Source organism: Mesocricetibacter intestinalis, from assembly GCF_004363295.1.
GTDB lineage: Bacteria > Pseudomonadota > Gammaproteobacteria > Enterobacterales > Pasteurellaceae > Mesocricetibacter > Mesocricetibacter intestinalis.
Map to the genome: position 1 here is coordinate 55,560 of NZ_SNYQ01000007.1, position 18,428 is coordinate 73,987.

Annotated in this window: 14 protein-coding genes; 4 read left to right on the plus strand and 10 right to left on the minus strand. The window is 45.3% G+C overall.

The annotated features are described in order from the left end of the window. The first annotated feature begins 100 nt into the window (after positions 1-100). Complete coding sequence (gene fdhF / locus EDC45_RS08370; RefSeq protein ID WP_133545352.1) at positions 101-2,254, plus strand: formate dehydrogenase subunit alpha; 2,154 nt, start codon at positions 101-103, stop codon at positions 2,252-2,254. An 80-nt stretch (positions 2,255-2,334) separates the two neighbouring features. Here the strand turns inward: fdhF (EDC45_RS08370) and uhpC are convergent, their stop codons facing one another. From uhpC to EDC45_RS08420, 10 genes are all read right to left on the minus strand, one after another. Continuing rightward, positions 2,335-3,624: an MFS transporter family glucose-6-phosphate receptor UhpC gene (gene uhpC, locus EDC45_RS08375; RefSeq protein WP_133545354.1), complete on the minus strand. Its 1,290-nt coding sequence runs from the start codon at positions 3,622-3,624 to the stop codon at positions 2,335-2,337. Positions 3,625-3,632: 8 nt separating this feature from the next. After that, positions 3,633-5,144, minus strand: a complete 1,512-nt coding sequence (uhpB, locus tag EDC45_RS08380) for a signal transduction histidine-protein kinase/phosphatase UhpB (RefSeq protein ID WP_133545356.1) — start codon at positions 5,142-5,144, stop codon at positions 3,633-3,635. Between the two features lie 11 nt (positions 5,145-5,155). Continuing rightward, positions 5,156-5,755, minus strand: a complete 600-nt coding sequence (locus tag EDC45_RS08385) for a response regulator (protein WP_133545358.1) — start codon at positions 5,753-5,755, stop codon at positions 5,156-5,158. A 108-nt stretch (positions 5,756-5,863) separates the two neighbouring features. Then, entirely contained in the window at positions 5,864-7,243 is a 1,380-nt protein-coding gene (gene uhpT, locus EDC45_RS08390) for a hexose-6-phosphate:phosphate antiporter (protein ID WP_133545360.1), read from the minus strand. Positions 7,244-7,530: 287 nt separating this feature from the next. Continuing rightward, positions 7,531-8,013 (minus strand): hypothetical protein, encoded by a 483-nt coding sequence (locus tag EDC45_RS08395; protein ID WP_133545362.1) that lies wholly within the window; start codon positions 8,011-8,013, stop codon positions 7,531-7,533. A gap of 276 nt (positions 8,014-8,289) precedes the next feature. Next, entirely contained in the window at positions 8,290-8,718 is a 429-nt protein-coding gene (locus EDC45_RS08400; RefSeq protein ID WP_133545364.1) for an OsmC family protein, read from the minus strand. 6 nt (positions 8,719-8,724) lie between these two features. Beyond that, a complete protein-coding gene (locus EDC45_RS08405) occupies positions 8,725-9,798 on the minus strand; it encodes an iron-containing alcohol dehydrogenase family protein (protein WP_133545365.1) in 1,074 nt (357 codons plus the stop codon). After that, positions 9,798-10,553 carry an amino acid ABC transporter ATP-binding protein gene (locus tag EDC45_RS08410; RefSeq protein ID WP_133545367.1) on the minus strand — a complete coding sequence of 252 codons (756 nt, stop codon included), beginning with the start codon at positions 10,551-10,553 and terminating at the stop codon, positions 9,798-9,800. The genes EDC45_RS08405 and EDC45_RS08410 overlap by 1 nt, the downstream gene beginning before the upstream one ends. 14 nt (positions 10,554-10,567) lie before the next feature. Beyond that, a complete protein-coding gene (locus EDC45_RS08415; RefSeq protein ID WP_133545369.1) occupies positions 10,568-11,368 on the minus strand; it encodes a transporter substrate-binding domain-containing protein in 801 nt (266 codons plus the stop codon). 24 nt (positions 11,369-11,392) lie between these two features. After that, a complete protein-coding gene (locus EDC45_RS08420; RefSeq protein WP_133545371.1) occupies positions 11,393-12,058 on the minus strand; it encodes an amino acid ABC transporter permease in 666 nt (221 codons plus the stop codon). Between the two features lie 278 nt (positions 12,059-12,336). Between EDC45_RS08420 and fdhF (EDC45_RS08425) the strand changes: the two genes are divergently transcribed. The 3 genes from fdhF (EDC45_RS08425) to EDC45_RS08435 form a co-directional block, all read left to right on the plus strand. Continuing rightward, the gene (gene fdhF / locus EDC45_RS08425; protein WP_133545373.1) at positions 12,337-14,490 is read left to right on the plus strand and encodes a formate dehydrogenase subunit alpha; all 2,154 of its coding nucleotides are present in this window, start codon (positions 12,337-12,339) and stop codon (positions 14,488-14,490) included. 459 nt (positions 14,491-14,949) lie between these two features. Beyond that, a complete protein-coding gene (locus EDC45_RS08430) occupies positions 14,950-15,816 on the plus strand; it encodes an OmpA family protein (RefSeq protein ID WP_133545375.1) in 867 nt (288 codons plus the stop codon). 35 nt (positions 15,817-15,851) lie between these two features. Continuing rightward, a partial coding sequence (locus tag EDC45_RS08435; protein WP_166635124.1) for a hypothetical protein occupies positions 15,852-18,428 on the plus strand: 2,577 nt, incomplete at its 3' end.

Consider the following 18,428-nt stretch of genomic DNA (forward strand, 5'->3'; position numbering starts at 1 on the left):
TTCTGTAAAGGGAGGTCAAGGGAGATTAAATAATTTATTGAGGTAGTGTAACTACCAGTTTAACGAATTCACTTTTGAACTAATTAAAAGGTCTTTTATTATGAAAAAAGTAATTACGGTTTGCCCGTACTGCGCTTCGGGTTGTAAAATCAACCTGCTGGTTGAAAACAACAAAATTGTGGGAACCGAAGCCGCCATGGGGTTGACCAATCAAGGCGAACTCTGCCTTAAAGGGTATTACGGCTGGGATTTTGTATCCGATACTAAAATTCTTACTCCTCGTTTAACTCAACCGATGATCCGCTATAAACGCGGCGAAGCTTTCACCCCGGTCAGCTGGGACGAAGCCATCTCCTACACCGCCTCCCGTCTACAGGAAATTAAACAAAAATACGGTAAAGATTCCATTATGGTTACCGGTTCTTCACGGGGTTCCGGTAACGAAGCCAACTACGTCATGCAAAAATTCGCCCGGGCGGTCTTGGGTAATAATAATGTAGACTGTTGCGCACGCGTATGCCACGGCCCTTCGGTTGCCGGATTATTAAAATCTATCGGTAACGGCGCCATGTCCAATTCCATTGTGGAAATTGAAGAAACTAAATGTATTTTAATTATCGGCTATAACCCTTCCGCATCACATCCGATTGTGGCCCGCCGCATCAACCGTGCTAAGCAGAAAGGCGCCAAAGTGATTGTTTGTGATCCGCGTAAAATCGAAACTGCCCGTATTGCCGATATTTATGCGCCGATTGAAAACGGTTGTAATGTCGCCTTTGTGAATACATTGATGAATATTGTTCTGGAAGAAAAACTTCAGGATCAGCGGTTTATTGACAGCTACACCGAGAACTTCGACGCTTTCTATGAAGTGGTGAAGAAATATACGCCGGAAGCGACGCAGGACATCACCGGCATTAAACCGGAAATGATGCGTGAAATCGCCCGCACTTATGCCAATGCCGAAACCGCTACTATCCTTTGGGGAATGGGGGTTTGCCAGTTCCGGCAGGGCGTGGAAACCGTACAGGCACTGGCCAGTCTGGCAATGTTGACAGGTAATCTGTGTAAACCTAATGTGGGGGTAGGGCCGGTACGCGGTCAGAATAACGTCCAGGGAGCCTGCGATATGGGGGCTTTGTACAATATTCTGCCGGGCTATCAGAGCTTTAAGGATCCGGAAATTCGGGCGAAATTCGCAAAAGCCTGGGGGGTTCCGGAGATCAGCGCCGAACCCGGCGTGCCTTTAACCGAGGTGCCTAATGCGGTTAAGGAAGGTAAGATTAAAGCCTTCTATATTATGGGTGAAGATACCTTGCAGACGGAGCCTGATTTACATGCGGTGCGAGAAGCCTTTAAACAGCTTGAGTTTGTTATCGTACAGGATATCTTTATGACCCAAACCGCCGCCGAAGCGGATGTTATTCTGCCGGCCACTTCCTGTGCCGAACACGAAGGGGTTTATACCTCTGCAGACCGAGGTTTCCAACGTTTCTATAAAGCGGTCGATGCGGTCGGTAATGTGAAAGACGACTGGGTGATCATCAGTGAAATCGCTACTGCAATGGGCTATCCGATGCACTATAACAATACCAAGGAAATTTGGGATGAACTGCGCGAATTATGCCCGATTTATAAAGGCGTAACCTATGAAAAAATGGAAGGACTAGGTTACGTACAATGGCCTTGTTATGATGAATCGGCTCAGGATACGGGAACCCAGTACCTGTATAAGGATCATGTGTTTGACCGTCCGGGCGGCAAAGGGGAATTATTTGCCTGCGACTGGCTTCCGCCGGTGGAATCCGTTTCCGAACAGTTCCCTCTGATTCTTTCTACGGTACGGGAAGTAGGACATTATTCCTGCCGTTCTATGACCGGAAATTGCCGCGCACTGGCGAATCTGGCGGAAGAACCGGGATTCGTGCAAATGAACGATCAAGATGCTAAAGGACTGGGTATTAAACATAATGAGCTGGTTTGGGTGATTTCAGAACGGGGTAAGGTGATTTCCCGCGCCGACGTCAGTTCCCGTACTAACCGGGGCGCTTGCTATATGACCTATCAATGGTGGATCGGAAAATGTAACGAGCTGACCGGGGAAAATCTTGAAAACCTGGCGAAAACGCCGGAATATAAATATTCTGCGGTGCGTATCGAGAAGATTAACGATCAGGTTTGGGCGGAGCGCTATTTGAATACGGAATACGGTCGTCTGAAAAATCGCTTAAAAGAGACCGCACTTGTGGCTTAATTTATTGTTGCTTAGGAAAGGCTTGCCGGAGTGATCGGGCAAGCCTTAATTGATTGTGCATAAGCTCATTATTGCGAAAATTATTTTCGTCCGGATAGGGTCTGCTGAACATTAATAAAGGGAAGCAACAGTAAAGCGATAGCGGAGGCGCAGATGGCGATACTGATAAAAAAACCGTCCCAATGAAAATAATGCTGAATAAGCGCCAGCGGATAACCGGCTAAGGCCGCGCCCAGATAGGCGAACAGACCGACGAATCCGGTGGCGGAACCGGGCGTTTTGCGATGGGAAGATTCCGCCGCCGCCATACCTATTAGCATCTGAGGGCCGAAAATAAAGAAACCGACGGCAAAAAATAGCGTGGCCTGTAACAGATAATTTTCTTTCGGCATTAACCACAAGGCCGTTATTGAGAAGAAAATACCAATGGAAAAAACCAGCGCCATGGGACCGCGGTTGCTGGAAAAAAGCTTATCGGATCCCCAGCCTGCGGTTAGGGAACCGAGAAAACCGCCGATTTCAAATAAAGATAATGCACTGTTGGCGGTAACCAAATCATAATGATAGTTTTCCGTCAGATAGATATTTCCCCAGTCATTAATTGCCGTTCGCACCACATATACCAGGGTATAACTCAGTGCCAGTAGCCAGATATATTTATTAAAAAATACATATTGATACAATACGCTGCTCCAGCTCAGATCGGCACCTTCCCGTTCACGGGCAAGCTCTATCCTATCCCGGCGCCAAACGCCTACGGAGGGTAAGCCCATGCTTTCCGGGGTATCTCTTAAGCGCCATAGCAGTAACAATCCGATCAGGATTGCAATAATGCCCGCCGCACTAAAGCCGGCCTGCCAGCTGTAATGCAGGGTAAAATAGCCCATAATCAAAGGAACCAGTGCGCCGCCGGTATTATGGGCGGTATTCCAGACCGACCACCATAGCCCGCGTTCCGTACGCGAATACCAGGCGGTTAACAGCTTGGCGCAGGGCGGCCAGCCCCAACCTTGAAAACAGGCGTTAATCATACATAGGGTAGCGAACATAAACAGGGATTCGGAAAATCCGAGCAGTAGGTTGGTAACCCCGGTCATAATTAAGCCGATTGCCATAAAATGGCGCGGATTAGCCCGATCGGAAAATAGTCCGAACAGGAATTTCGATAAACCGTAGATAATATAAAATGCCGTGGCAATCAGACCTACATCGTTTTTATCAATGCCCAGATCCGTAATAATGGACGGCATGGCGTAATTAAAGCTTTTCCGGGTCAGATAAAAGCCGGCATATCCGATATACATGGCGAACATAATCTGCATTCGCCAGTAACGATAGTTTTTATTGATTTCTTGCTCAGTCAGTTGCATAAAGTAAATTACAAAATAGGTAAACGAATACGAATGGTTGTGCCGTGCCGCTCTTTTTCTCCCTCAAGGGGAATGGATTCGAGGGTAAATTGCCCCCCTAATACCGCCACTCTTTCTTTCATTCCGGCAAGGCCTCGGCCTTGCGCAAGATGTTCGCTTTCAAACCCGATACCGTCATCTCGAATGATGACCTCGACATCTTCAAGAATTGTAACGGATAAGAGAATATGTTTAGCCTGAGCGTATTTGGCGATATTATTTAAACTTTCCTGGCATAGCCGATAGAGAGTCATTTCCAGCAGGTTGTCCAATTTTATTTGGGCAGGATTATCCAGCTTGAACTCCACCCGCACATTATGCTCGGCAAAATTAAATTCCAGTAAGAGATTTTGGATGGCTTGTTGTAGGTTCAGATCATCTAATACCCGCGGGCGTATACGGTTTAGTAAGTCTTTGGTCGTATCATAGATATTTAACGACAGCTTTTCTATGGTATCCGCATACTTTTGATTTTTTTGCACGGAGTCCGTGTATTTAATTAGGGCCGCCTGAGTGCGGATCGCCGTAATATTTTGTCCGATTTCGTCGTGCAATTCCCGTGAAATATCCTTACGTACCGATTCTTCCGTTGAAATCAGTTGACGGGTTAACAGCTTATTGCGCTTAAGTTCCCGGCTTAGGGTATGGTTCAGATCGCGCTGATATTGAATGGCGGAACCGAGGAATACGCCGGTGATGGTTTGTGCTGAAATAACTAATAACAAATCATTGATTTCCGGGCTGGAAATGCTTTGCATTGCCGCAATTAAGGCTACGGCATTTAATAGGGTGCCGAGTAATGCGCCCTGCCAGCCGTAGCGGAAGGCGAGTAAAATAATCGGGATCGCCAGACAGAATAAGGAAAAACGACGAAATTCATTCGGTAGTTGGGTCTGAATATAAATATTGCCGATTAGTAAAAGGGCGTAAATTAAAATCGGATTAGCCCTTAAATTTAGGGGAGTATGAATGGAACCGGCACTAACCGGCACCCATTTTCGATTAAACAGAAAATCTGCCAGCAGATAGCAAACCGGCAGAATCAGTAATCCTCCGCTAATACTAATCAGAAAAACAAGCTTATGTTCAATAAAATAGAAGAGCAGGGTATTCAAGGTCGCTGTGGCCAGAATTCCGTAGCCCAGCAGAATTAATTTTTTCCATTGTTTGGTTTCCGTACGGTAGCGGGCGTGCAATATATGGCTGAGAGGCAAGGACAGCAGACTTAACAGATAAATAAAGACGAAATTCAGTTCCGGATAAGATAGCGCCAATAATGTTAATACGCACCATTCCGCCGCATAAATCGCATACCAATAGCCCTTGCCGGCGTGCAATATCAGCGCCAGACGCAATGAGAAAGGTAAAAAAAACAGTGCGACAATGGGATCGGCGAGTAAATGATCGGAAATCACCCAGAAGCAAAAATAGCTGCAAAAGGCAATAAACCAACCGAATAGGCTTGTAATAAGAAGTTTCATTGCTATAAGGCTTATTCCTGTAGCCGAAATAAATTTGCCAGTTCCACGTTATTTTTCACATTCAGCTTACTCATGGCATTATCGCGATGTACATAAACGGTTTTTACGCTCAGCGATAATTTTTCCGCAATTTCTTTGGCGGTTAATCCGGTATTTAATAGTTCGCAGATCTGATATTCCCGCTTGGTCAGGGTTTGCGAGAGATCCTGTTTATCCGCAACCAGTTTACTCATCAGTTCCGGCATTAAATAAATGCCGCCGGCATAAACGGTTTTTACCGCCTGGATAAGTTCCAGCGGGTTGCACCTTTTGCTTAAATAGCCCTTGGCGCCGAGTTCCAGCGCTTTTTTTATAATTACGGCGGAGTCGTTTACACTGAGCATAATGCAATGCAGCCCGGAAGGCATTTCTTTTAATAAGTCCAGCCCGCTTTCATCGGGCATGGAAATATCCATAATGCAAATATCCGCTTTACAGGCGGGCAGCTTTTGCCGCGCTTCCTGAACGGAACCGAATTCCGCAACGACGCGGATATTTTCTTCCAGAGCAAGCAGTTGGGAGAAACCGGAGCGAACAATAATATGATCATCGATCAGGATAATATTTATCATAACGGGCAACCTTGAATTAATTTTTGCCTATTATGAACTAAACGCCCTTTATTACCAATAATAAAGGGCGTTTACAGCTTAATTTCCGGCACTAAAAGTGCGCTCGGTTTAAGCGCCGTTTTTTCTTAAGCGGCGAATTTTCTTTTCTTCCGCAATAGCCACGAAAGCAAGTAAAGCGATACAGGCGATGGCGGAGGTATTTAAGGCGGCGAATGTTCCCGCCCAACCGGTTAAACCGAAAATAGGCGTACCGTCTGCAATCATTCCCAGGCCCAGTTTAGCGAAGCTGTCCCCAATCAGATAGGCAAAGGTACCTTTTACACCGTCGGCGACCGCAATGGCTTTTTTCGGTACGAAACCGACTGCCGCCACACCGATTAAAAGTTGCGGGCCGAAGACCAGGAAGCCCAAGGCGAATAAGGCGATCAGATACATATATTCGTTTGTGGCGAACTGATAGAACTCCAGCGTAAATACAATCAGAATCAGGGCGATACAGGCGGTTAAGGCACGGCGCCCGTTAGCCATATCCGATAAGAATCCCCACAGGAAGGTACCCACCAGGGCGCCCACTTCAAACAGGGCAAAACCGGAAATGGCCGCATCTTTGGAGAAGCCCAGTTCTTGATAGGCATAGACCGGCGACCATTGATCGATACCGATACGCACGATATACAGGAAGATATTGGCAAAGCAAAGCAGCCAAATAACTTTATTTTTCAGAATATATTGTACAAAGATCTGCCATTTGGTCAGCTGATTTTTCTCGGCGTCCAGATCTTCTTCGCTGACGGGTTCGTCGAACAGTTCTTCCGCTTTACCTAAGCCGTAAGCTTCCGGCGAATCGGAGCCGTAGCGCAGTCCGACAAAACCGACAATAAGGGCGATAATTGAAGGGAAGACAAACATACCTATCACATGACCGTCGAACAGAACGTTAGCACCGAATAGAGCCACGCCGGCCGCCGCCGCACCCCCTACATTATGGGACAGGTTCCAGAAGCCCAGATAGGTACCGCGTTTTTTCCGCGGTGTCCATTTGGTAATGGTGGAATAGCTTGAGGAGCCGCCGGTACTCTGGAAGAAACCGCTTAGCGCATAGAAGGCGATCATCATAAATAAGGCGACGCTGCCTCCGCCCATACTGGCACTGAAGCCGAGCATACAGATTGCCGACAAGATCAGCATAAAGGGAACGAATTGTTTGGTGTTTTTACCGTCCGCATAATAGGATACGACGGTTTTTCCCACTCCGTAGGTAATGGAGAAACCTAGCCCGATCATACCCAGTTGGGTTTTGGTTAGGCCGTAGGTTTCAATCATATCGTTTTGAGCGATATTAAAATTCTTACGAATTAAATACATGGCCATATAACCGATAAATACGACCAGATAAGATTGCATAAAAGGTTTAAACCACATTTTCCGACGCTCTTCCACCGGAAGATCTAAGGTCGGTTTTCTGACCTCTTTAAGAAAGTTTAGCATAGCTTTTCCTTACGATAATTAATCTTGGCCCTATGGTAAGGGGCGAGGGAAGATAAGGCTTGAGAAGGATTTTTAATTCAGCTAGGAAAAATTCCTATTTTTGACTGAAATGAGATAAATTTGTGATGTAGATCACATTTATTATATTGGAGAACTGATTTGCATATCTGGATATGCTAGGGCGATTTGGCATCGGCTCGCTTGGCATAGGGCGGTGGGTAAGGGGCTTTGGGGGGGAAGAAAAAACGCCGAATATTTTCGGCGTTTGATTAAAGGAGCGGCAGGAATTATTTAAGATCTTCCGGTTTTACTTTATGCTTTTCCACGATTTCCTGTTCTTTTTTTATGGTCGCTTTTAATGCGACAGTAAAGGCATTACGATCCTTTAACATCTTAGCGCGAACTTCCGTCGGCATTTCCTGGGTAATATATTGGGAGGATTCGTTCATCAGTGCGGCAAAACTTTGCAGGGAATCGGCATAACTTTGCTGGATTCCTTGGATTTCCGCCGTTTTAAAGCTTTGTTTCCGTAAGTCCTGAGCGATTGTATCGGCCTGAAGGGCGAAGTTTTTATAAGCGGCGATAATCTGTTCCGGATCCTTCATGGTTTGAATTTGACTCAGCTTGGAGGAAGAAAAGATGTCTTCAATTTTGCTTTCTTTTGCCCATTTTTTATATTGAATGTACTCGGTTTTTACCGGATCTTCATTACAAGCGACCAGAAAGAACGAAAACAGGCTGACAAAAAGAAGCTTAAGGAAATATTTCATAAGGTTACCTCAGGTTGGTGAAATTTAGTGAAATAGCTAAAACGGACTATTTCAAATAATTGAAAAAACGTCATTTCCATTTCAGCAGTAAGCCGAAGACGTTTTTTCATTCTATGTGCGGGTGGTTTTTTGTCAATAGTTACCTGCCGATTGGGGAATCGGCGGCACTTAAAAAAAACTCGGCAAAAAATGACCGCACTTTTAGCCGTCGGGGGTAAATTTCAGCTGCGCTATAAGCTTTTCGAAGTACCTTTGAACAGGCTGAACGCAGCACTATCAACGCTTCATTTCACTGATTAAGCGTTCATTGACAAAGGTTTTAAGAATGGGCTTGAGCTTAGTTAAATGATTGGCAACGGGGCAATCGTTAAAAAAAGCTACCATAGGTTCTATATGCTCGGCAGGAAAATCCGGCGGCAGACTGACTTTTAGATGGTATTCGGGAAATTCATCCTTACGGTTGTCTTGCACTAAGGGAATCAGGCTGATTTCAATTTTTTGATAATCCAACTTATGCTCGAGACAGTATTTAGCCAGGTTGACACCCTGACAGCTCAGAATGGCGGAGAGAAAAATCCGCCAGGGGTTAAGTGCAATATTCGTACCGCCGCGTTCTTGCGGGTAATCGGTCAGCAGGGTAAATTCTCCCGCCTTTACTTTGGTTATCAGCCCGCCGGGCAGACTCAGATGTAAAATGTCGTCCATTTCTTTCTAATCTAATTGTTCAAGATATTTTATCGCCTTGAGGATTAATTCGGGACTGCAGCGGGGCAGGGCCAGACGGAAGCTTTGCTTTTCCGAAGCGGCGATAGCGGCAATAAGCGCCATTTTTTGCTCCTTTTCAAAGTTTACCGATAAATCGGCAAGGCGACGGGGGAAGCCGTGTCGAGCGAAATAAGGCAGTAAACGTTCGATTTCGGCATAGTTTTCTTCTGCTGCCAGCTGTACCAGTATACCGTAGGCCACTTTAACTCCGTGTTGATAAACATGGGTTTCGGCAAGTTGGGACATGGCGTCATGTATGGCATGAGCGCCGGCAACTCTGGCTGTGCGCCCGCTTAGCCCGCCGACCATACCGCCTAACCCCAGAATGGCTTGTGCACAGTATTCAAAACCTTGATTCAGGCGTTGCGCTTCAATGGCGGCAATGGCTTGTCCGCTGTATTCCAGCAAAAGGTTGCGGATTTGGGCGGCGATTTCCAGACCGGCTGCGGTTAGTGCCGTTGGCGGCGTTTGCATTTGTCTGATTGCGGCATCGGCTTCGTACCATTTGGCCAGGCTGTCGCCGATGCCGCCGAGCAGGTATTCTTTCGGTGAGTGGACCAACAGGTTGAGATCCGCCAGGCAAAGATAAGCGGCCCGTTCATAATGCTCTCCGCCTTTGATGCGATGATCCGGATAATAAATAACGGATAAGGGGGTATAGGCGGCGCAGGTACCGAGTTGGGTCGGAATGGTTACATAGTCGATATTCAGCTGGGCGGCAACGGCCTTAGCCGTATCCAGCACCTTGCCGCCGCCGATAGCTAGGATACAATCGCAGGGGGCGGGTATCCGTTCGGCAATCGCCCGTATATTTTCATGCGAGCAACTGCCGTCATAACGTAACAGGGGATAAGGCACTTTGCCGGGATAATGGCGCACAAAAGCGCGATAGGATTTCTGCCCGCTGATGATTACCGGTAAACGGAATCTTTTCAGTTTTTCTTCCAGTAAGTGCAGGCAGCCCGGCACACAGATAAATTGTCCCGGGCCGGGACGGGGGATATCGCGTAAATTCATCATTATTCCTTTGCAACATGCTGCAGAAACTGTTTCAGGCGCGGATGGACGGGATTTATCAGCAATTCCTGCGGGGTACCGTCCGCCGCAATTCTACCTTGATCCATAAAAATCACACGTGAAGCAATATCGCGGGCAAAGGATATTTCATGGGTAACCAGTATCATGGTTAGCCCTTCTTGGGTCAGGGTTTTAATCGTATTCAAGACTTCACCGACCAGCTCGGGATCAAGGGCGGAAGTCGGCTCGTCCAGCAACAATACGTTCGGATTCACCGCCAGCGCCCGTGCAATAGCAACGCGTTGTTGTTGCCCGCCGGAAAGTGTGGAAGGATAAAAATCCTTACGCGCCAACATACCGACTTTTTCCAACTGGGCCAAGGCTATCCGTTCCGCTTCCCGCGCCGATTTGCCATGTACACTTAGTAAGGCTTCCATTACGTTGCCGAGAGCGGTTTTATTTTTGAACAAATTATAGTTCTGAAATACCATTGCGGTATGGGTGCGTAGATTTTTTACCTCTTTAGCCCGGTAATTTTCGGCATCGACGCAAACATCCGCAATGCTGATCTTACCCCGGCTCGGTACGGTTAGATAGTTCAGACAGCGTAATAAGGTGGACTTGCCCGTACCGGAGGGGCCGATAATCGCAACTACTTCATTTTCATTAATTTCCAGGCAGATATCTTCAAGAATCAGATGCTGATCAAATTCTTTGGATAAATGTTCGATTTTAATTAACGGATTATTGGCGTTCATGGGGTGTTTTGCTCTTATTTTGCCGCATCGTCCGGAATGATTAATTTCGTCATATCCGCACCGAAATATTTTTCGGTGATTTTGGCAATGGTGCCGTCTTGCAACAAGGCTTTCAGTTCCTGATCCACTTCATCGCGCAATTGTGCGCCCTGTTCGGTTTTCGGATAGAAGAAGGCGACGTTGTTGGCTTTTAATTTTTCATCCAGGATTTTGATTTTATTACCGGTTTTTTCCGCATATAAATTTGCCGTGGTTACGGCACAAGCCTGAGCGTCGATACGCCCCAGGGTCATTTCATATAAACCGTTATTGGAATCTTCATAGATCACTTCTTCAAAGCCGTATTGAGGTTTCATTTCGCTGATGATGCTCTGGCTTGCCTGCCCGTTGGTTACACCGAGTTTTTTGCCTTTTAGATCGGCAAAGGTTTTGATGGCATTATTATCGGCACGAATAACAATGGCTTGGGCATCACCGTAATAAGGAATGGAAGGATAATATTTATCTACCCGGTTCGGTCTGACCGCAAAAGCGTTAGCTGCCAAATCCGCCCGACCCGCATCCAGTTCGCCGAAAATGGCATCGAAAGCGGCACGTTTGATTTCAATATTCCAACCTTTGCGTTTTGCAATGGCCGCCCAGATATCTGCATCAACACCCGTCCAGTTATTTTTTTCGTCCAACATTGAATAGGGGATAGAAGTCCCGGAGGTAACTATAGTGAGGGTTTTATTTGCTGCAAAGGCTCCGGATAGGCTGAATAACAGGCCGAATGCAATTCCCATAGCGGCAAAACGGGATAGAATTTTATTCATATGAGTCTCCTTGGTTATGGTAAATCAGTAGGCTTGGGCGCATTTTTTTTCCAGATATTTATGTATAAAGGAAAAAAGTGCGATAACCAGTAAATAAATCAGCATCACTGCGGCATAGATTTCAAAATAGCGGAAGGTTTGCGCGCCCTCCACCTTGGCCGCGCCCATAATATCCAGAATCCCGAGCATAAAAGCCAGGGAGGACATTTTGATTAGGTTGATAATATCGTTGAACAAGGTAGGTAAGGCGATACGCAACGCCTGCGGAATAATAATACGGCGGATAAGCTGAAAATTGGACATTCCCAAAGAATAAGCGGCTTCTTTTTGTCCTTCGTCGACGGAAAGCAGTGCGGCGCGGATGCTTTCCGACATAAAGGCACCGATATTCAGGCTCATTACTACCGCTACCGCGGTTACCGGCGCCATGGCTTTTACCGTCGTACTAATGGCGGCCAAGCCGAAATAAAAGAAATAAAGCTGCACTACAACCGGGGTTCCGCGCATAACAAATACATAGGCCGAACTGAGTTGATACAGCAGGGGAATTTTATAATAACGGATAATGGCGGTAAGGACGCCTATTGCCAGGGCGAAAACCGCTGCGGTTAAGGTTAGTTGCAGGGTAATATCCAGATGGCGTGCGACTTTCGGTAATACCTCAACGAAATAATCGAATTTGAAATCCACTATACTCTCCCGGAGTAATACTGGCTTGGCGTCAGTAAGAAATTATTGAAATATACGGCGCTCAATTCTACGGATTAATTCGGCAGCCCGCAAGGGGAAAGCCGTTCACAGCGGCTTCCTTTTATTTAGGCTTAGAATTTTTTATTAAAAAGATGTTTTAAATCAAGAAACCGCAATATTTATAGGTGAATTGTTAACATTTGGGCGTATGATGTAAACGGGTCAGGAGTTACCCATTTAGAGTGATTAAATTAATAACGGCAAAAGGATACTTACTTATGAAAAAAGTAATAACTGTATGCCCGTATTGCGCTTCCGGTTGTAAGATCAATCTCTTGGTCGAAAATAACAAGATTATCGGCGCCGAAGGTGCGAACGGAAAAACCAATGAGGGAGAACTCTGCCTCAAAGGTTATTACGGTTGGGATTTTGTGCATGACACAAAAATTCTGACTCCGCGTCTGACACAGCCGATGATTCGTTACAATCGCGGCGAAGCTTTTACCCCGGTCAGCTGGGATGAAGCCATCTCCTATACGGCCAGACGCCTGAAAGAGATCAAAGATAAATACGGCAATGAAAGTATTATGGTTACCGGGTCATCACGCGGACCGGGTAATGAAGTTAACTATGTTATGCAGAAGTTCGCCCGTGCGGTACTGAGAAATAACAATGTTGACTGTTGTGCGCGCGTATGACACGGCCCTTCTGTAACAGGTCTGCTCAAATCGGTCGGTAACGGCGCAATGTCAAATTCAATCGTAGAGATTGAAGACACCAAATGTGTATTTATTTTCGGCTATAATGCCTCCACTTCTCACCCGATTGTGGCGCGACGTATCAATCACGCAAAACAAAAAGGGGCAAAAATTATTGTCTGTGATCCGCGTAAAATCGAAACTGCGCGTATTGCCGATATCTACGCACCGCTTGCCAATGCAAGTAATGTGGCTTTCTTAAATGCAATGATGAATGTGATTCTGGAAGAAGGTTTGCAGGATCAGAAATTCATTGACGAACATACTGAAAACTTCGACGCTTTCCGTGAAATTATTAAATCCTATACGCCTGAAAGCACTCAGCATATTACCGGTATCGAACCTGAAATGCTGCGTGAAATCGCTCGTACCTATGCAACGGCGGAAACGGCCACTATTTTATGGGGAATGGGGGTCTGTCAATTCCGGCAAGGTGTTGAAACCGTACGTGCGCTGGCCAGTTTGGCAATGCTGACCGGAAACTTGGGTAAACCGAATGTGGGGGTTAATCCGGTACGCGGTCAGAATAACGTACAGGGCGCATGTGATATGGGTGCGTTGTTTAATACCCTGCCGGGCTATCAAAGCTTCCAAGATCCTGAAACCAATGCTAAATTTGCCCAAGCCTGGGGTATTCCGGAACTGAATAAAAATCCGGGCGTACCGCTCAGTGAAGTGCCTCATGCGGTGAAAGAAGGTAAAATCAAAGCATTTTATATTATGGGGGAAGATACTTTACAAACTGAACCCGATATTAATGCAATGAAACAAACTTTCAAAGATTTAGAATTCATTATCGTGCAGGATATCTTTATGACCCAGACCGCCGCTGAGGCGGACGTTATTCTGCCGGCGACCTCCTGCGCCGAGCACGAAGGGGTTTACAGTGCGGCGGACCGAGGCTTCCAACGCTTCTATAAAGCCGTGGAACCCGTAGGTAATGTGAAAGACGACTGGGTGATTATTAGTGAATTGGCTACCGCATTAGGTTATCCGATGCACTATAACAACACCAAGGAAATCTGGGACGAACTGCGTTCCCTTTGCCCGATTTATAAAGGGGCAACCTATGAAAAAATGGAAGGTCTGGGCTATATTCAATGGCCTTGCTATGACGAAGGACCGGAAGATCAGGGTACGCAATATCTGTATAAAAACCAGATTTTCGACCGCAAAGGCGGCAAAGCCGAATTTTTCGCCTGCGACTGGGAACCGCCGATGGAAGAACTCAGCGAAGAATTCCCATTGGTACTTTCCACCGTGCGCGAAGTCGGCCATTATTCCTGCCGTTCCATGACCGGTAACTGTCGCGCTTTAGCGGCATTGGCGGATGAGCCGGGCTTTGTACAGATGAATGATCAGGATGCGAAAGAACTCGGCATTAAGAATAATGATTTAGTGTGGATTTCTTCTCCGCGCGGTAAGGTTATTTCCCGTGCCGATGTCAGTTCGCGTACTAATAAGGGCGCCTGTTATATGACCTATCAATGGTGGATAGGTAAATGTAACGAGCTGACCGCCGAGCATTTGAATCCGGGCTCCAGAACACCGGAATACAAGTACAGTGCGGTACGCATTGATAAAATCGAAGATCAAAATTGGGCGGAACATTATGTGGTTACGGAATATACCAAGTTAAAAACTCGGTTAAAATCGACCGCACTTGTGGCTTAAAATTCATCTTTACTTATAAGGCGCCTGTAAAGGCGCTTTTTTTGTATGTTTTTTTTGCAAATGGGATTTACTTGTAATCATAAACAGAATAAGATATGGCAAATTTGTTAAAATAGCTTAACTTATTAATAACAAAGCTGAGTAAAAGCAGTACAGTAAAGACTTTTTAGAGAAATTTTCAGAGGGATTTTGAAAACACATTAGGTTAGCAGGATGCTGATCACAATATGTTGCCAGTAATGATAAAGACCTTTGTATTGAAAATTTTAAGCAAACAAGCATTAAATTTTATTATTCTAGAACAGAAAGCATAATGTTCGGTTTCTTGCGAACCGGACGTTATGCTTTCTGTTTTTTTGCATATAAGCAAGCAGTATATAAGCAAGCAGAAAGCACCCGCCTATCATGGGGCGGTTTTATTAATAACAAAACTCATGTTTTATATTCGGAGCTGATTTTATGAAACGAACTTTACTGAGTATGGGCTGTATTGTGCTGTTAAGCGCCTGTACAAATTCTAATTTAACTCATCATCCGGAAAAGTCCGGTTTAAATCCGGAAGGATTAAAAGAACATCAGGCGCTAGCCGTTGTTTATCGGGATGATATTTCCGGTCCGGCAATCAATCTCTATATTAACGGCGATTATCAGGCTTCTTTGATCGCAGATTCTTTCACTGCGGCAACCTTATGTTCGTCAGCTCAGAATCTTTACCTTACCTATAGTAATAACCGTACTTTCGGTAACAATATTCCGGGTAAATCCTATGATTTCACTGCCGGTAAGACCAGTTACTTTAAAGTAACCAAAGCGAAAGAAGGGTTTAGTTTGACCGAAGTAAATGAAGCTCAAGCAAAACGGGATATTGCAGCGCTGAAATCTGCGGATCATACCTTATCGCGCGTTCAGGCATCAAACTGTAATGCTTCCGTATTAAGTAGTAAAACATTGGATAACGCCGCTTTATTCGCTTTTGACAAATATGCCTATCAGGATATTACTCAGGGCGGACAGCAATATTTAGTCACCTGGGTTAAGGATATGTTAAAACAGTATCCGCAGCAGATTAGCGGGATCAGCGTTACCGGGCATACGGATGCCATCGGCGCTGCTCAATATAACCAACAGCTATCCCAACGCCGAGCAAATACAGTAAAAACTATTTTGCAACAGGCAGGTATCACACAGCCGATTAAAGCTGTAGGTATGGGCGAAAGCCAGCTGATTGAAAAGAATTGTCAAGGCCTGAACGGACAGAAGTTACGGGATTGCAATCAACCAAACAGACGCGTAGAAATTACTATCTACGGTAAAAATAATAAATAAATATTTAAGAAAATTTTAATTGAGGAATCGTAAATATGACGACGACAGTAAAAGTACTAAGTTCAAATAAAGAACTGGCCAGCTACAAAGTCAGCAAAGAACAGGCGCTTGTACTTAAGGCGCAAGAACATGTGAATTATCAATTAATTGATGATCAAACAGGTTTAGGACCACAGAATATTGTGACTAAACGTGAAAATAATGACTTGAAAATTTTCCTGAACGACGGTGATCCGGAAGCGGATATCATTATTGAAGATTATTATGATGACGATATGACAGATATGATTATCGGTCAGCATGAAAACGGTAATCTTTATGCTTATGCGCCGGAATCCGGACTAAAAAGCGATGCCATTAATCTATTGGCCGAACAGGCGGCCGCACCGCAAGCATTAGGCGGTTCGGAACTTTCTTCCGCATTCTGGGCCTTTAATCCTTGGTGGTTACTGGCAATTCCGGTTGTGGGCGGAATTATTGCCGCCGCAGCAAGCGGTGGCGGCGGTGGTAACGGCGGCAATAATACGCCGGCTCCGGAGCCACAGGATGTTATTGCTGATAAACCTGTATTAGTTGCCCAAAACGACGGTTCCGTTACGGTAACTCCGGGCGCTGATAATACTATGGTTGAAGTTAGTTTTATTGATGAAAACGGTAATAACCAATCAGTAACCGTGATAAAAGGTGATGATGGTAAATGGGTTATTGATGAGAAAGATCCTAATACTGATGTAACTGTTGATCCGGATACAGGCGTTATTACTATTCCGCCTGATAGTGTAAAAGACGGCTCTGATGTTAATGCTACAGGTACTGATAACAATAATAATAAGGGTGAAGGTAATACTGTAACCGCAGGCGATCACCATATTCCGGGCGATAGCGATGGTGACGGTACTGCAGATGATAATTCTACCAACAATGTAACCTTACCAAACGGTCAAGAGGTTCCACGTAATACCGACGGCGCGCCGAATATTATTTTTGGTGAAGACAGCAATAATGACGGTCAATTAAACGGAACTGAAGTTGTAGCTAAAGATCCAAAAGATACAACCCCTGTTTACATTACTATTCCTGATAATACCGAAGCGGGCGATAGTCTAATTGTTACCGTTAACGGTCAAGAACAAACAATTCCTGTTACCGAAGAGATGATCAATAACGGTTATACCACTATTGATGTTCCTGTAACTAAAGATGGCGATATCACCGTTACAGCTAAAGTAACAGATCCTGCGGGTAACTCATCTAATCAAGGTGAAAATAAAGTTACAGTGGATACTACTCCACCGGCTACTCCAGATATTGAACCAAAAACAGATGGTTCCGTTGATGTGAAACTTCCTGAAGATGCAACTCAAGTTGTAGTAAAAGTTCCACAAGAAAATGGTCCGGATAAAGAAGTAACCTTAACTAAAGATCCTGAGGGTAACTGGACATCCGATGATACCGACACAATTCCGAATCCGGAAGCCGGTAACAATACTGCAACTATTCCGCCGGATAATATCAAACCGGGCAGTGAAATTACAGCAGAAGCGAAAGATACCGCCGGTAATACCAGCCAGGATTCCGAAGATTTAGCGGATAAACCTACTATTACTTCCCCAGATAATGACGGTAAAGTTACAGTTACTCCGGGTGAAGATAATACGAAAGTAGAAGTGAAATTCCCTAATGAGGAAGGCAGTGAAAAAAACGTAACAGCAACTAAAGGTGATGACGGTAAATGGACAATTGTAGATGACGGTACCGGTGCTACGGTTGATCCGGACAGTGGTGTAATTACCATTCCGGCAGATCAGGTGAAAGATGGCGAACCTGTTAATGCGACAGGTACCAATGGAGCGGGTAACTCAGCGGATGCGAATACAGTTAATGCGGGTAACGATCCAACGGTACCGGATACATCAGCTGATGCTCCAACAGTTACCCCTGGGGATAACGGTAATTTAACAGTTACACCGGGAGCGGATAATACGAAGGTTGAAGTACCGTTTGAAGATCAAGCCGGACAAAACCAAAAAATTACCATTACCAAAAATCCTGAAAACGGTAAATGGTCAGTGAGTGGCACGGCACCAACGGGTGTAACGGTTGATGAAACAACGGGAACCATTACCATTGATCCGGAAGCGATTGCAGATAATCAAGATGTGACAGCAACGGGAACCGATGCTAATAGCAATACAGGAACCCATACTGGTACAACTAAGCCGGATACAGCTGCTCCGGCAGTAGATAACAGTAATAATGACGGTGTGGTGAGTGCCCCAGACACTGTTAATGAAGGCGGAAGTGTTGTAACCACTGTTAAGCTCACTAATAACAATGGTGGTACCTTACCGCTGGTTATTGGTTCAACAGGTGAAGGTAAATTCGGTAGTGATGACTTTGAAACACCGGAATTTAGCAATGGAGTGAGTTATGATGCGGAAACAGGCACATTGACTATTCCTAAAGGGGTGAAAGAATTTACTATTACCACTAAAGCAAAAGAAGATGCCAGCACCGAAGGAACAGAGACCGGTAAATTTACCGTAGGTGGCGTAGAAGGTAATGTAGTAACAGTTAATGATACTTCTAACGATCCAACTGTACCGGATACA

Bases quoted from the DNA above. Each gene is read 5' to 3' on its own strand.
- fdhF (WP_133545352.1), top strand. From the start codon at position 101: ATGAAAAAAGTAATTACGGTTTGCCCGTACTGCGCTTCGGGTTGTAAA.
- uhpC (WP_133545354.1), bottom strand. From the start codon at position 3,624: ATGCAACTGACTGAGCAAGAAATCAATAAAAACTATCGTTACTGGCGA.
- uhpB (WP_133545356.1), bottom strand. From the start codon at position 5,144: ATGAAACTTCTTATTACAAGCCTATTCGGTTGGTTTATTGCCTTTTGC.
- EDC45_RS08385 (WP_133545358.1), bottom strand. From the start codon at position 5,755: ATGATAAATATTATCCTGATCGATGATCATATTATTGTTCGCTCCGGT.
- uhpT (WP_133545360.1), bottom strand. From the start codon at position 7,243: ATGCTAAACTTTCTTAAAGAGGTCAGAAAACCGACCTTAGATCTTCCG.
- EDC45_RS08395 (WP_133545362.1), bottom strand. From the start codon at position 8,013: ATGAAATATTTCCTTAAGCTTCTTTTTGTCAGCCTGTTTTCGTTCTTT.
- EDC45_RS08400 (WP_133545364.1), bottom strand. From the start codon at position 8,718: ATGGACGACATTTTACATCTGAGTCTGCCCGGCGGGCTGATAACCAAA.
- EDC45_RS08405 (WP_133545365.1), bottom strand. From the start codon at position 9,798: ATGATGAATTTACGCGATATCCCCCGTCCCGGCCCGGGACAATTTATC.
- EDC45_RS08410 (WP_133545367.1), bottom strand. From the start codon at position 10,553: ATGAACGCCAATAATCCGTTAATTAAAATCGAACATTTATCCAAAGAA.
- EDC45_RS08415 (WP_133545369.1), bottom strand. From the start codon at position 11,368: ATGAATAAAATTCTATCCCGTTTTGCCGCTATGGGAATTGCATTCGGC.
- EDC45_RS08430 (WP_133545375.1), top strand. From the start codon at position 14,950: ATGAAACGAACTTTACTGAGTATGGGCTGTATTGTGCTGTTAAGCGCC.